At 61.3% G+C, this 13,934-nt stretch carries 12 protein-coding genes; 9 read left to right on the forward strand and 3 right to left on the reverse strand.

Annotated elements, in window-relative coordinates; all coding sequences use genetic code 11:
* The first annotated feature begins 12 nt into the window (after window positions 1-12).
* Entirely contained in the window at window positions 13-741 is a 729-nt protein-coding gene (locus tag SM766_RS19795) for a DUF736 family protein (protein WP_274830662.1), read from the forward strand.
* Window positions 742-1,306: 565 nt separating this feature from the next.
* Here SM766_RS19795 and SM766_RS19800 read toward each other — a convergent pair.
* A complete protein-coding gene (locus tag SM766_RS19800) occupies window positions 1,307-2,197 on the reverse strand; it encodes a LysR family transcriptional regulator (RefSeq protein ID WP_274830661.1) in 891 nt (296 codons plus the stop codon).
* A 109-nt stretch (window positions 2,198-2,306) separates the two neighbouring features.
* On the opposite strand from SM766_RS19800, the gene SM766_RS19805 reads away from it, so the two are divergent.
* The 3 genes from SM766_RS19805 to SM766_RS19815 are packed head-to-tail and all read left to right on the forward strand — an operon-like array spanning window position 2,307 to window position 5,063.
* Window positions 2,307-2,540 carry a hypothetical protein gene (locus tag SM766_RS19805; protein WP_274830660.1) on the forward strand — a complete coding sequence of 78 codons (234 nt, stop codon included), beginning with the start codon at window positions 2,307-2,309 and terminating at the stop codon, window positions 2,538-2,540.
* A 4-nt stretch (window positions 2,541-2,544) separates the two neighbouring features.
* Complete coding sequence (locus SM766_RS19810) at window positions 2,545-4,074, forward strand: sodium:solute symporter family protein (RefSeq protein WP_274830659.1); 1,530 nt, start codon at window positions 2,545-2,547, stop codon at window positions 4,072-4,074.
* A complete protein-coding gene (locus tag SM766_RS19815) occupies window positions 4,074-5,063 on the forward strand; it encodes a carbon-nitrogen hydrolase family protein (RefSeq protein ID WP_274830658.1) in 990 nt (329 codons plus the stop codon). Before SM766_RS19810 ends, SM766_RS19815 begins: the two co-directional genes overlap by 1 nt.
* 431 nt (window positions 5,064-5,494) lie before the next feature.
* Here SM766_RS19815 and SM766_RS19820 read toward each other — a convergent pair whose 3' ends face one another.
* Both SM766_RS19820 and SM766_RS19825 read right to left on the reverse strand, forming a co-directional pair.
* Window positions 5,495-5,782 carry a type II toxin-antitoxin system RelE/ParE family toxin gene (locus tag SM766_RS19820; RefSeq protein WP_274830657.1) on the reverse strand — a complete coding sequence of 96 codons (288 nt, stop codon included), beginning with the start codon at window positions 5,780-5,782 and terminating at the stop codon, window positions 5,495-5,497.
* A gap of 44 nt (window positions 5,783-5,826) precedes the next feature.
* Window positions 5,827-6,102, reverse strand: a complete 276-nt coding sequence (locus tag SM766_RS19825; RefSeq protein WP_274830656.1) for a hypothetical protein — start codon at window positions 6,100-6,102, stop codon at window positions 5,827-5,829.
* Window positions 6,103-6,728: 626 nt separating this feature from the next.
* On the opposite strand from SM766_RS19825, the gene SM766_RS19830 reads away from it, so the two are divergent.
* The 5 genes from SM766_RS19830 (at window position 6,729) to SM766_RS19850 (ending at window position 13,887) form a co-directional block, all read left to right on the forward strand.
* Window positions 6,729-7,658 carry a DUF2493 domain-containing protein gene (locus tag SM766_RS19830; protein WP_368948879.1) on the forward strand — a complete coding sequence of 310 codons (930 nt, stop codon included), beginning with the start codon at window positions 6,729-6,731 and terminating at the stop codon, window positions 7,656-7,658.
* Between the two features lie 538 nt (window positions 7,659-8,196).
* Window positions 8,197-8,403, forward strand: a complete 207-nt coding sequence (locus SM766_RS19835; protein ID WP_090525678.1) for a hypothetical protein — start codon at window positions 8,197-8,199, stop codon at window positions 8,401-8,403.
* Window positions 8,404-8,964: 561 nt separating this feature from the next.
* Window positions 8,965-9,558, forward strand: coding sequence for a helix-turn-helix domain-containing protein (locus SM766_RS19840; protein ID WP_368948880.1), 594 nt, complete (start codon window positions 8,965-8,967; stop codon window positions 9,556-9,558).
* Window positions 9,545-11,878 carry a relaxase/mobilization nuclease domain-containing protein gene (locus SM766_RS19845; protein WP_368948881.1) on the forward strand — a complete coding sequence of 778 codons (2,334 nt, stop codon included), beginning with the start codon at window positions 9,545-9,547 and terminating at the stop codon, window positions 11,876-11,878. The genes SM766_RS19840 and SM766_RS19845 overlap by 14 nt, the downstream gene beginning before the upstream one ends.
* An 8-nt stretch (window positions 11,879-11,886) precedes the next feature.
* On the forward strand, window positions 11,887-13,887 hold the full coding sequence (locus SM766_RS19850; RefSeq protein WP_368948886.1) for a type IV secretory system conjugative DNA transfer family protein: 2,001 nt from the start codon (window positions 11,887-11,889) through the stop codon (window positions 13,885-13,887).
* Window positions 13,888-13,934 lie beyond the last annotated feature (47 nt).

The raw sequence follows: 13,934 nt of genomic DNA on the forward strand, positions 1-13,934 counted from the left end.
AGGAACCATCCCATGTTCGCAGGAACCCTTACCCGCAATGTCGAGACCGCAGCCGCTCAGTACTCTGGCATGATCCATTCGACGCGCTTCGATGTCGCCATCCAGCTCGAGGCACGGGCCAAGATGTCCGAACGCAGCCCGGATTACGACGTGACGGCGATCAACAAGTCGGGCCGCAAGGTCCGCATCGGCACGGCTTGGAACGAGACTGGCAATACCAGCGGCAATCCCTACATCTCGATGCAGATCGATGTCGGCCTGGGCCCGTTCCGGGTCAATGCGGTGCAAACGAAAGAGGCGCGCGCGGCCCAGAGCGGCGAATTCGAGATCATCCCACTGGTCTCGAACGGCCTGATGAAATCCGGCTCGATCTCGGGCGAGCTCACCGCGATGGACGCTGACAACGCCTTTGCCGGCTACATCGCCAACATGATGTTCGATCTGCAGTTCATGCTGATCGAGAACGACTACAAGTCAGAAGAGACCCACCCCGATTACCGGATAGAGGTCAGCTCGCCCCGTGGCAAGCCGATCCGTGTTGGCTCGGCCTGGATGGCGAAGAGCAGACGCACCGGCAATGACTACCTTTCGCTGCTGATCAACACGCCCGATGGCGACCTGCGCGTCAACGCCGTGCAGAACGAAGAACAGCGCGGCGGGCAGACTTTCTCGATCATCCCGTTCATCGACAGCGGTGAGCAGCCACAGGACGCAGGCGCGGGGCTCTCGCTGGTCGCGTGATTAGCGTTTGAGACTGAACAAGCTGAACCGATAGGGGAGTCGTGGTGACATGGTTCCCCTTTTTCTGTGCTGGTGGTTTGAATGAACCCGGCGCACATTGCAGACGTTCGTGTCGCCCGCAGCGAATGCAACCGAAGAGCCCAAATTGACCAATGGTCAAGTTTCGGCCAGCGCCTGCTTCCCGCACCTTAGGCGTGTTCGGGCAGATAAGTTGCAGGTAGATTTGAGTAGCTCTTCTTAGGGGGTGCAGCTGAATAATTCCTGGAGACTCTGGCCGCGTTGATGATGTAGAAGATCTCAGAGTTAGGCACAAAAGTCTTGCCTTTTTATGTTGGTCTGACGTGTAAATCTACGGCTACACGGCCGGCTTACTCAAACGACCAGAACCCGTTTGCGGGTCCCGGATCATTCCAAAAGGCTCGACTGGCTATGCGATTAGCAAGAAACGTACGGAGGCAACGTCCATGGGGCCAATACGCACTTGGTTTCTGAACAAGACGACGGCCTGGATCATGAAGCCCAACAAGACCAACAAGACCAACTTACCGTGCGAAGCAGAGATGAACTAAAAATCGGTAGCTGCGAGCATCAATGCGCGCAAAAAGCTGTCTGTTGCCTTGTTGTGTGTGGCGGATTTGCGCGTGAACAGAACAGTATCCAAGACCGCTTGGCCTGTGGTTAGCGGGCGTGTCACCATTGAGCCGTCCGTAACCTCCATGCTGACCGCATATTCCGGCAAAATTGTCATTCCTTTAGTCTCTAGAACATATCGTTTGGCGATCTCGATATGGTTGACGTCAAAAGCCACCACGGAGGTCAGGCCTGCGTTCGCTATCAGCCGATCAAAGGCGGTCCGTGTTGCGTAACTGCGGTCCAGCATGATCAGAGGCTCACGCGCGAGCAATTCAAGACTGATGGCAGGATGGCCCGCAAGCGGATGGTCAGGGTGCATTGCCGCCAGCAAAGGCGTATCATAGCGCTTGCGGATCTCGATACCCGGCCATTCGTCCGTGTAAACGACCACGCCGAAATCTAGGCGGTCCACCATGACAAGGTCGTAGGCTGCTTGGGACCCGAGAATTTGTCCTTCAAAGGTAACGCCGGGATGTTGGGCACGGAACGCGGCCATGGCGGGGATCAGCCAAGACGTCAGTACGCCTTCAATGGCTGCAAAACGGATGGTTCCCGTCACAAGTCCGTGAAGCGCATTCATCTCTGCCTGTGCCAACTCCACCTCGCGTGCTGTGTGCCGCAAGTGTCTGACAAGGATTTGGCCTTCATGGGTCAGCACCATGCCTGAGGCAAAGCGCTCAAAGAGTGGATACCCGAATTGGTGTTCCACAAGCTGGATTTGTCTAGATATTGCGGAAGCGGCGACGTTGAGCCGTTGTGAACTGGATCGGATTGACCCGGTTTCGGCAACAGAAAGCACGTAGCGATGCGCAGTTGAGAGCATTCAAAATCCTAAGCGTTCTAATTTGAGCAACGGGGAGGTTGCTAAATCGAAATATGCACGAACGCTGTCATTAGGTAAACAGGGGCATCTCGTCTGAAAGGACTTATCTATGCTGTTGCTTCGCCGCCTGATTTGGGCGCTCCTATTGGTGTGCCTGGGTGTTACCGCCCTGCCGTATCTGGGGTTCTTCGCCGCTCCTGATTTTATCGGCCCCTTTCCACAAGCTTTGGCCCTCGTACTGGGCGCCAATGTGGTTCTGACACTTTGCGTCATTGCCCTGTATCCGCTGTGCTTCCGCCCGCTGCAGGCCAAGCTCGACGCCAACCCGATTGAGGAGGCTTAAGACCATGAGCGCACTTCCCACTCTTATCATTCTTGCCGGTTTTGTCGGTATCCTTCTCTCCATTGCCTACTTGGCCGGCCGTAAGACCCAAGGTGCGCAAAGTGCGGAGGACTTTGTCGTCGGTGGCCGTCAGATCGGCACCGTCGTGCTGCTTTTGTCCATGGGGGCGACGTACTTCTCCACTTGGACGCTGCTTGGATCCTTCGGCGCGTACTTCCGCGAAGGGATTTGGTTTGCGGGCTTTGCCGTCTGGACCATCTTCCATGGCGTGTTCGTATGGATGTTCGGCACGCGCATCTGGCTGGCAGGCAAGCGTTTTGGCTTCCTCACACCGGGGCAAATGTCTGAGCACTACTATGGCTCCAAACGTCTGCGGTTGCTGGTGGCGGTCGTAGGCATCACGGCCCTTGTGCCCGTTATGCTCATTCAGGTCAGCGGCGGCGCACGTGCGCTGGAAACCTTGACCGATGGCGCTGTGCCTTACGCATTGGGTGTTACAATCGCGTCGCTGATGGTGGGTGTGATCGTGCTTTGGGCTGGCTTCAAAGGCACCGCCTGGACTGACCTTTTTCTCGGGGTCTTCTTTGCAGGCATCATGATCTTCACCGCACTCTATGTTCTTGATCTGGTCGGCGGTCTCGCTCTCTTTGCCCGCGTCGCAGAAATCCAGCCCGAGCTTGTGACGAACTCCGGCAAGCCTGAACGCATGCTTGAACTGTTTCTGGGTCTTGGCTTCGGCGCATGGGCGCTCCCGCACATGTGGCAAAAGTTCTACTCGGCCAAATCTGCCGAAACGCTGGGCAAAGTTGCTGTTGCGACGCCGTTCTGGAACTCGTGGATGATGGCGATCATCCCGCTGATCATCGGCCTTGCCGCGATCCTGCCCGGCGTGGCCCCCGGTGTTACCCGTGAAACCTCTGACACCATCCTGCCGCAGATCTTTGCCGCACACGCCCCCGTTCTGGCCGCCTTCGTGGTTGCTGGTATCCTCGCGGCGGCGATCTCTACCATCAACAGCCAGTTGCTCTCGTCTGCGTCTCTCGTGGCAACGGACATCTGGGGCACTGTGCGGGGCCGTGAGGTCAGCGACAGTGAAAACACGCGTATCACCCGGTACGTGGTGGCAGGTCTGACCGTGTTGGTCTTTGCCCTCGCACTCACGCCCGGCGGTGCTGGTCATTTGGTGCCCGTGGCGGCCCTTGGCTTTGGCCTTGGTCTGCAACTGGTGCCGCAGGCTCTGGGCATGCTCTACTTCAAACGCATCACGGAATCTGGTGCCTTTGCTGGGCTGATCGCAGGCGTGGTCACACTGCTGGTGATCAAGTTCGGTGGCCTGTCCATTGGCTTTGGTGCTGGCACGACTGGCTTGGCGGTCAATGTCCTTGTGACCGCTTTGGTCAGCATGGTCACACGCCCGGTCTCCGACGCCTCCATCGCCAACTATCATGGGATGTTCGCCCGCTACATGGACGCAACGCCCGCTTCTCAGGACGCTTCAATCGACGAAGTGCCCGCAACCGCAAAGGCCGTGTAATGAAACCGACCGTAAATGCCGCCGTCGTTCAGGACAGCTCTGTCCCCTTCGACGCCCCCGCCACCGCAGACAAAGCGTGCCGCCTCATTCGTGAGGCGGGCGCAAACGGCGCCGAGATCGTGGTCTTCCCGGAAGCCTTCCTTGGCACCTATCCCAAAGGTCTCAACTTCGATGTCTCCGTGGGCAACCGCCAGCCCCTCGGGCGCGAGGAGTTCCGCCGCTACTATGATGGCGCCGTGACCCTCGATGGCCCCGAACTGGCCGCGATCACCGAGGCTGCCCGCGAAACAGGGACATTCGTGGTCATGGGGATCATCGAGCAAGGGGGCGGGACGCTCTATTGCACGGTCGTCTACATCGACCCGCGCGCCGGGCTGGTCGGTACGCATCGCAAGCTCCAGCCCACTGGCGCAGAGCGCTTGATCTGGGGCTTTGGCGACGGTTCCACGCTTGCGCCTGTTGAAAGCGAGTTGGGCACCATCGGGTCGGTGATCTGTTGGGAGAACTACATGCCAGCCCTACGCATGGCGATGTATGCCCAAGGTGTGGAGATTTACTGCGCGCCCACCGCCGATGACCGCGACACCTTCTTGGCCACGATGCGTCATGTTGCGATGGAAGGGCGGTGCTATGTGCTCAGTTCCTGCCAATACATTACCCTTGGAGAGTACGGGCCGGACTACCGCAGTCAGTTGGGCGAAAAGCCGGAGGACGTTTTGATGCGCGGCGGTTCCATGATCATTGGACCGCTCGGCGAGGTGATCGCGGGACCTGTGTTCAACGAGGCAACCATCCTCTATGCCGAACTCGACCAGATGACTCTGACACGCAGCAAGCTCGATTTCGATCCCGTCGGCCACTATGCACGCCCCGACATCTTCTCGCTGCATGTCGATGATCAAGCCAAGCGCCCGGTTACGTTTGGGGGTGGCAAAGCCGTCGCGGCTCAAGTCACGCCAGCGGCCGTCACACCGCTTGTCGCCGACTGACCTCCTGCCTGTCTTTCGCATGGGAAGGCCGCCACAAATGCGTGTGCGGCCTTCTCGCGTTTGGCCCCGTGTGGCGCATAAGACCGATGGCACGCAGGGCTCTGGATAGGCACCGAGAGGGCCCACAAGAAACAGGCGTGACCCTCTGTTCGATGGGCTATGACATAATCAAGTCTGCACCGCAGACGTTGAGCCAATTTAAAACAAATTTGGGCATGCCAGTGCGCCCTATCGCACATCAGGCGACATAGAAAACTTCATTTTCTGAAAGGTGGCAGACTGCCCTCAAACTGATCGTTTTAAACCAAGTGCCCAAAGGCGGCTTCTGGAAGATGTGAAGCGAATGGCACCTTGGTCCGCATCTGGTCCGTTCAGCTCGAGCGCAGCGAAGGTACGGTCTACAACTTCTCCGCCACTCCATGGCTCTAAGGCTAGTCAGCGAACACCTGTCTCGCTGACGCCAGTCTCATCCAATCCCGGCCGCCGAACGCGACAAGAGCGAGATAGATCTGCCCCGCATCTAAATCCGGTTTGAATACGATGGTCAGTCGGTGACCTGCACCGCCATGACGCACGAGCCATCCGTCCAGCTTACCGCTTAGGCGAGCACCGGATTTTGGGTTTTCGGCAATCTTCTGGATAAGGGTATCGATTTCATCGAGCCTGCGGCTTGCTGCAGCTATGTCACCGTCTGTCACATCGACAATATGATCAACCATACCGATAAGGTCGCGTTCGAAGAACGGATGCCTGATAAAACGCGTCAGGTCTTTTGAGCCATCGCCACAAGATGAGCCCGCGCGCCTGCGGTGACGTCTGAGGCTTCGCCGAGGGGTTCCCATTGGTCGAGTGGAAGAGACAGGCGGCGTTCCAATTCTGCCTCAAACAAAGACCGTTCGCGATCTCGCTCTGCCTTGGCCTTCGCCAATTCACCCGAAACCGCCGCGCTCACATTCGGATACTCTCCAGCTTCGACCAGTTCCTTGGCGAAAGTGTAGGCCGTGTCGGTAAAGCTGACAGATTGCTTTTGAACGCTCATGGCAGACTCCTTAGTGCTCCAATAGACTACCAAGTATTGCGATGTCTGGCAAGCCGTGCAGGCCGATACAGCGTGGTGCGTCGATAGCCTGTCGGCCTTCCCCAGCTCGGTACGCCAAGTCGCAGGGGAGAACGGCCCTTCGGTCCGTCGCGCATTCGGCCATGCGGCCTCACCGCGGCGTTGCACCCAGGCCCCCGGTTTGCCCGCCTCGCGAGCACGTCGCTCCCCGGCCGCTCCGCCGGATTGCGCTCTGGTCTGTTTTGCGGGGCAAAACGATCCCGTCGCTTCATCCGTCTCTCGCGTCCGGTCGGGCCGTTTGCCTGCTCGGGTCGGGCAAACCTACCGTCAAAACACACACACATGAGCGCGGAAGCATATCCTCCGGATGGCCCCCAAATCAGCCCGCCTCAAGGATCGCAAAACTTTTCGGCGAGGGCGGGACCTGTGGCGCGGGGCGGTTCCATGCGTGAGGGTGTGCGTGTGTCGGTCGTTGCGCGCGGAAAACTTTTGCGCCCGGCAAGCCGGCGGCTGCGCCGTCCCTGACCCGGGCAGATTCGGAAACCAGGCATTCGGCCATGCCCCCACACTCACGTGGTGGCCTTGCAACTGAATACTGGAGACCAGACATGGCTTACGACACCGCAAACACCTACGAGACCATCGAGCTTTTCGGACTGACCGAGAAGGACGCACAGCTGCCGATCCCGGAAGATCACATCCTGACCGACCACATCGTCCGCGAGAGCTTCGAGGCTCTGCTTGGTCAATTGCGCAATACCGGCCTCGAAGCAGAAATCGAACCACTGGCTCACGGGTTGGCGACGATCCTTCAGCGGCGCAAGGTGGCGCTTGGCAAGGAGGTCGACCGCACCGCCGACAAGATCGGCGCGCTGGCAAAATCTCACGACGGATCGGAGATCGCCGAGACCGCGCTCGAAGAGGCGCAGGCCCGCTTTGTGCAACTGCGCGAGATTGTGAGCGCCATCGAGGTGATGAGCGAGGCGGCGGCGGAATGCTACGAGATCGAGACGGGCCACGCCTACATCCCGGCAGCCGGATCGCGCGCAAGCGTCCGGGCGAAAGAGACCGGGGCGGTCTTCGAGGCGCGGCAGCTGCTGGAGCAGCACGACCGCGAGACTGCCGAGAAGTCGAAAGTCGAGGGGGTGCCCCTGATCGTCTCAGGCGCCACCGACTGGACCGATGTTGATGTGATCTTCAACACGCTCGACAAGGTTCGCGAACGGATCAAGCAGAACCGCAACCAGGAGATCTTCCTCTGCCACAAGGGTGGCAAGCACGGGGCGGAGATGATTGCGGCCCGGTGGGCCCGGGCACGCGGGGTCGCACAGGCGCGCTTCGATCCGCGCTGGTCCGCGCACGGGCGGGCGGCACCGTTCAAGTGCAACGACGAAATGCTGGACGACAAGTTCGCGGCGACGGGGGTTGTACTCTTCGGCGGCAACGGGGTCGCGCTGAACCTCGGGCAGAAGGCGGAAGCGAAAGGTCTGACGGTCATGCGGGTTGCGGACCCGGCGAAGAAGGCTGCGCAGGATTGAAGAGAGGGGGTCGCGCTTGGCGCGGCCCTTTCGTCATGTCTCATGGCGCGTGCGGTCGGTCACGCGTGATCGGTAGTCTGCGGCGGCCAGCAGCGTTATCCCTCTACCCGGTCCGTCAGAGTGCGGCCCATCCGCATCGGTACGGGCTGGGGATGGTACGCACCTCACGCACATCGAAAGCAGCGCAATACGCGAGGGGTCGAGACGTCGCATATGAGGCTGAACACCTGCACGTCCCTCGGGGCGTGTTTCGGAACATCGCATCCACGCGGGCGGGCTCCGTCAGCACCCCGGCCAGGATCGGCGGGACGCGGACGCGGATGGTGGCGGCTGCGTGTTGGCAAGGGTCATCCGGATCACTCCTTTTTGCTCATAGATGTGGATCGCACGGGGTCGGCCCAATCGTGCCCTCAGCTCACGCTTCGGCAAGCACAAATACGGCTTCCACGGCTGGCCGCGGACCCTCCGCATTTGCGCTTGCGACCGGACCTGTTGCCCCCGTGCTGGGTGATCCCCATCGCAACAAGGAGTAACCCAAATGACCAACCACTACGTCGCCACCGTCCCCGTCAAGTTCACCGATACCGATGGCCAGGAGCGCACCCGTTTTCAGCGCGTGGGTGCGATGTTTCGCAACACCCGCAACGGGGATGGAACGGAGTTCTTCAGCCTCAAGCTCGACTTCCCGGTCGCGGTCTCGGAGCTGGTGATGTTCCCACCGAGCGCGAAAGATCCCCAGGACTAAATCCTCTGACGAGGATGGGCCGCCCCAGGACGATCTTGGGGCGGCCCGATCCCTGTTCCAGGGATGCCGGGTCCGGCGGTCAGATCGCCCGAGGTGACCTCCTCTTGGTGCCGGTCGCTGCGCGCTCAACGGACGATCGCCGCTCGGAAGAATTAGGCCGCGACAGACCGGCCAGTCAGCCTCAAGGGGGCCATCCGCAAAAACCTATCGGCCAGGGCCTCCCGGTTTTTGCGGCGGAGATTTGGCGGAGCCAAATCTGGCCCTCCTTGACCCTGCCTGTCCGCCCTGTCGGAGGGGTTTGCGCCCGCCCGCGGTTCCGTCCGAACACATGCGTGTTCGGCCAGAGCCTCGGGCGGGGCTGGCGGACGGGACCCCTGGGACAGGTGTCGCTTGGAGGTGAGGGCGGCAGAGCCGCGTCCCTGCGGGCCGCGGCGTGAAGCGGACACCAAGGCTGCCCGGGGCTGAATGCAACGTAAGTATATAATTGACAGTTAGGTATATTATCGTAAGGTAAGGCAGCCTTGGTGGAAGGTGGCAGGAAATAGGGGGTCTTTCTTCCGCATGTCCCGAACAAAACGCCTGACAGAGATCGAGAAGATGCAGATCGTCCGCGAGGCCGCGGAGGGTGTGTCGACGTCTGAGCTGGCTGAGCGTTTCCAGGTCACATCACGGGCCGTGCGCTATGTCTTGAAAGCCGATGCCGAGCGCCAGACGGATGCCGCAATTCCGGTCTCCGCTGTCAGTGTGAAGGTGACGACCGCGGAGCTGGCAGCCCTCGACGCGGTGCTGGCCGCGGCCGGGATCGAGAGCCGGGCCGAGGGTCTGCGGCGGCTCATTCAGGCGGCAGGCGGGGTGTTCGTTCCGGACGCGCAGATGGCGGCCGAAATGGCGCGTTACCGCGCCTCTCTGCACGAGGTCGGCAATGGGGTCGCGCAGATCGCCAAGCAGATGACGCGGGCCAACCAGATGGGGCAGGGGGCTAATGGTGGCACGCGTGCGGAGTTCTCCGAATTGCGCCTCGCGCAGATGCGCGGACTGGCGCGGTTCATCCTCGACTCCGCTGACGAGATCGACCTGCTCCTGCGCCGCCGTCGGGATGCGATGCAGCTGCAGGCCACGGCCGCGCTGAGGGAGTTTGCGCATGCAGCTGAATGATGCCGTCCATGCCGTCACGGGCGAGGTGTTTCGGGATGGCTGGAGCCGCGTCCGGGGCTCAATGCAGGGGCTGCATGTCGCCAAGCAGAGCCAGCTTGTGCGCGCGGCGGCAGGGCATCGGCCAGCCGTCTTCAAGGCGATCCGGGGCGGCGGTACGCATACCAAATCACAGCTCACAAACCAGCTCGAGTACCTCACCACCAAGTCCACCCATATCGTGGACAGCAGCGGGTTCTTGGATGGCAAGACGAAGCTCGAGGCGGGTGACATCAAGGATCTGACCGAGCGCTTTGCCAAGCGGTGGGATGCGGGCTTCAAGCCCAAGCTTGGGCAGACCACCCACATGCTCATGTCCTTCCCCATCGGCACGCGCGGGGAGGATGTGCGCGACATCGCGACGGATGTGGCCGAGCGGTTCTTCCAGACCGACGCGGGGCATTTCGACTACATCATCGCGGTGCATGAGGACCGCGATCACCCGCATGCGCATTTGGTGCTGAACCGCCGCTCGCAGGAAGGCGAGTTCTTCTTTCTGGGGCGCAACCACCGCTTCAACTATGACGACTTCCGCCTCGCCATGGTCGAGGAGGCCGAGAAGTATGGTGTACGGCTGGAGGCCACGCGGCGGGTGGATCGCGGCGTCGTGCATTACCCAGCCCGCACCAGCGAGGTTTACGCCGCGAAAGACGAGGGCCGCGCGCCCCGCGAGCGCGAACGCGTGGGGGCCGACTTGACCCGGACGCTGGCGGAGATCGCCAACACCAGAACCGTCTACCATTCGCTTGCCGCGGAGGCTTCGCGTGAAGCCCGCGAGGATATTGCCGCGGCACTCTTCCGCGCGGGCGAGGTGCTGGCGCATGGCGGGCAGGTGGACCGAACAGGAGATGTGTATATGGCCGAGGATCAAAGCTTCGAGGATCTCAGAAGCCTCTATGCGGAAAAGCTCGCGCGGGTGCAGGGCATGATCGCCGAAAAATCTGACGCGGAACGTCCCGTGCTGGAAAAACGCCTCATCGAGATCCAGACGCAGGTCCAGCACATGCAGCCTCTCGGTTTGCGATCGAGCACGCTGTCTGAGGTGCCGTCGGAGGGCGGGGTCTACTCAGAGGCGAATATCGACACCAACCAGCTAGAACGTCTTGCCGAGCCAGGCCTGCGCTCACGGATCGACGCGGCCCTGCGCGGCACGGGGATCAGCACATCCGAAGTGGTGGCCCGGATCGAGACCGGGGCCTCGAGCGCCGCGCTGGAGCATCAATGGATCGCAGATGATCTCTCCAAGGTGGCTGAGGCGCGCGATCTGAACCTCGAACGCCGCGCCGATCTGGAACAGGCGCGCGACATTCTCAATGACGTGCATGTGGAACTTGGCACGCTGTTGGAGCGCGAGAACGTGCTGCGCCGGGATGGCGTCATGGAAGCGGAACCGGTCAGCGAGCGGTTCCATTATCACCGGGACGCGGTCCGGGCGATGGAAGGGACAATCCGTCAGGAGATGCGCGCCGACGGCCTGACAGCGCAGCAGATCGAGGACCGGGATTGGGAGGTGGTCTCAAGGGCAGAGCGCCGGATCGAGGCGGAGCAGCGCGCGTATCTCGAGGCACATGCGGAGCTGCTCGCACGCCCTGGCGATGTGATCGACCGGTCTGAGCCCTACCGGGAGACCATCACCGATGTAGCCCGCGCCAGTGCGATCACCCGCGAAGTCGACCGCATCATGGAGGGACGCGATCTCCGCACACCTGTTGCGGATGCTGTCGCAGATGACTTGCGCGCGCGCTATCCGGACATGCCCTCCCACCTCGCCCGTGGGCTCGGCGCGACTTATGCAGCCGTCGTCGAGATACGCGACACGGAGGCCATCAATCAGGTTCGCCGCGACAACGAGTTGCGCGAGGGGCTTGGGGTTGGCACGCGTGACGAACGTCTAGCCACCCGCGATGAAACGGCGCCGCAGACTGACCGTACCGACCGCCTCGCAGACGAGATTGCGCGTGTTCTGGATCATGAACGGGCCGGGGAGCTGTCCGCGCCCTTCGAGACCGAGGCGGAGCGGGGCGCCTTCCGCGAGGAGATCGCGCGGGTGCTGGATGAACGCCAATTGGGCCGCCTCACATCCGGCGATGCCGATGCGCTGGACAAGGTTCTCGAGGACCGTCTCGACCGGCTCTACGTCGCCAAGGTCTACCTGCAATCTGATGCCGCGACGGCTAACACGGACGCCCTGCGCCAGGTGGTCGATGAACTCGCCGACGCCGAATATGAAAAACACCGCGCGACAGACGTGGATGGCGAGACCGAGCGGGGCCAGGTCCATTGAGCGCCGCCATGGGAAAAGCGCGGATCGCCACGGGCGTCCTGCTTGTGACGCTTGTGACCGGGGCCATGGGCTATACCATCGCATCGGCGGTGCTGACCTACCAGGATCTCGGCTTCGGGGCCGAGATCGACTTTGCCTATATCGCGCAGAACTATCTGGCGATCCTCGATCACCGCCCGGAGGACGCGCAACTTATTCACTTGATCATCGGCAGCTTCGCCGCCGCCGGCCTGATGCTGAGCCTCGCCCTCTCGGGGTCCGCCCTGACACGGTTTGGCCAGACCCATTGGCAATCTGCCCGCGAGATGAAGGCCAATGGGTTTTTCGGCGCGCCCGGGACAGGGTTCATCCTCGGCAAACTGGGGACGCCCGGCTCCCGCGCCAACTACATCTGCTCCAAGGTCTTTCCCCACGCGCTGATCGTGGCCCCCACGGGTCGCGGCAAGACCACGGGCTTCGTCATTCCAAACTTGCTGACCTGGCAAGGCTCCGCCGTGACGCTCGATGTGAAGGGGGAATGCTTCGAGGCTACGGCCCGGCACCGCGCCGCCCAAGGTGACAAGGTTTACCACTTTGCCCCCACCGATTGGGAGGGCAAGCGCACGCATCGCTACAACCCGCTCCTGCGTATCTTCGAGCTGAAAGACCCCGCCCGCCAGCAGATGGAATTGCAGCTTCTCGCGACGCTCTTCCTGCAAAGCGACAACGACCGGGTGCAGGGCCTTCTGAAAGGCGGGATCGATCTCTTTGTGGCCGCAGGCCTGTTGGCGTTCCAGCGCAAGCGCCCGACCCTGGGCGAGATCTACCGCATCGCGGCCTCGGGAGGGAACAAGCAGAAGGAGTATTTCGCGCGGGGGCACGAGGTCGACAACAGGGCCGCCAAGCTGATCTTCACACGGCTGGCCTCGACCAATAACGATACGCTGACCTCATATGTCTCACTTCTGATGACCTCGGGGCTCGATCAATGGCAGAACCCAGCGATTGATGAGGCGACGGCGGTGTCGGATTTTGATTTCCGGACGATCCGCAAGAAACCCTTTTCGGTCTATCTCGTGGTCCAGCCCCTCATGGTGAAGCCGCTGGCGCCGCTGATCCGGCTCTTCTTTTCCGATCTGCTCTCGGCTATGCAGGAAAAGGACCCCGGGCCGGATGAGCCCTGGCCCGTGATGATCATGCTCGACGAGTTCAACCGTTTGGGCAAGATGCCCATCGTGGTCGAAAGCATCGAGACCCTGCGCACCTATCGTGGGCATTTGGCCGTGGTCACCCAAACCATTCCCGCCCTCGACGAAATCTATGGAGAAAACACCCGTCGTGCCCTACAGGGCAACGCAGGCGTGAAGCTCTACCTGACACCGTCAGATGAAAAAACCGTCGAGGAGCTGAGCAAAGCGGTCGGCAAGACCACGAAGACCGTCGTCACGCGATCCCAGTCCATCGGCAAAAACCCCTTCGAGGGCCGCAGCCAGTCCACCCGGACCGAGGAAAGTTCTCTGTTGCCCGAAGATGAAGCGCGCCGCCTGCCGCTCGATGAAATCGTCATGGTCATAGACGCGCAAATGCCTGTCCGGGCGAAGCGGATCCAATACTTTGACGATCGGCTGTTCAAGGCGATCCATGCGGCGCAGACGGGCGAGTTGCCGTTTCCGGAGCCTGGGGGAGGGGGGGAGCAAGGCACGCTACCGTTGAGCATGCGCGCCATGCCGATGACACCGCCGTCGAGCGGGCCAGGCGGATCCGAGGCCGACGTTGAGGCCGCACGCCAGGCTGCTGATGGCCAATCGTCAGGGCAAACCGATGTCGCCCCAAAGAAGACCGCGCCTGTCGTTCAAGCCGTTTTCGCCGAGGAACAACGACAGATGGAGATGGATTTTGGGGGCCAATTCACGGATGCGGAGGCTGCGAGCGTGGATGATGAGGCGCAGATGCGCTCTGCCGTTGATGGTTTGGACGATATGGAAGCGATGCTGCGAGAGGAAGGTGGTGAAAAGCTGGTTGCTCGATAGCGTGGCGAGAAAGGTAAGTCTGTCAGCTCGCCGGAATGCCGGTCATG

The organism is Pseudophaeobacter sp. A-200-2 (assembly GCF_041008815.1).
Taxonomy (GTDB): Bacteria; Pseudomonadota; Alphaproteobacteria; order Rhodobacterales; family Rhodobacteraceae; genus Phycobacter; species Phycobacter gallaeciensis_A.

Excerpts from the sequence above, each read along its gene's own strand:
- SM766_RS19795 (WP_274830662.1), top strand. The coding sequence starts at position 13 with ATGTTCGCAGGAACCCTTACCCGCAATGTCGAGACCGCAGCCGCTCAG.
- SM766_RS19800 (WP_274830661.1), bottom strand. The coding sequence starts at position 2,197 with ATGCTCTCAACTGCGCATCGCTACGTGCTTTCTGTTGCCGAAACCGGG.
- SM766_RS19805 (WP_274830660.1), top strand. The coding sequence starts at position 2,307 with ATGCTGTTGCTTCGCCGCCTGATTTGGGCGCTCCTATTGGTGTGCCTG.
- SM766_RS19810 (WP_274830659.1), top strand. The coding sequence starts at position 2,545 with ATGAGCGCACTTCCCACTCTTATCATTCTTGCCGGTTTTGTCGGTATC.
- SM766_RS19815 (WP_274830658.1), top strand. The coding sequence starts at position 4,074 with ATGAAACCGACCGTAAATGCCGCCGTCGTTCAGGACAGCTCTGTCCCC.
- SM766_RS19820 (WP_274830657.1), bottom strand. The coding sequence starts at position 5,782 with ATGGTTGATCATATTGTCGATGTGACAGACGGTGACATAGCTGCAGCA.
- SM766_RS19825 (WP_274830656.1), bottom strand. The coding sequence starts at position 6,102 with ATGAGCGTTCAAAAGCAATCTGTCAGCTTTACCGACACGGCCTACACT.
- SM766_RS19830 (WP_368948879.1), top strand. The coding sequence starts at position 6,729 with ATGGCTTACGACACCGCAAACACCTACGAGACCATCGAGCTTTTCGGA.
- SM766_RS19835 (WP_090525678.1), top strand. The coding sequence starts at position 8,197 with ATGACCAACCACTACGTCGCCACCGTCCCCGTCAAGTTCACCGATACC.
- SM766_RS19840 (WP_368948880.1), top strand. The coding sequence starts at position 8,965 with ATGTCCCGAACAAAACGCCTGACAGAGATCGAGAAGATGCAGATCGTC.
- SM766_RS19845 (WP_368948881.1), top strand. The coding sequence starts at position 9,545 with ATGCAGCTGAATGATGCCGTCCATGCCGTCACGGGCGAGGTGTTTCGG.
- SM766_RS19850 (WP_368948886.1), top strand. The coding sequence starts at position 11,887 with ATGGGAAAAGCGCGGATCGCCACGGGCGTCCTGCTTGTGACGCTTGTG.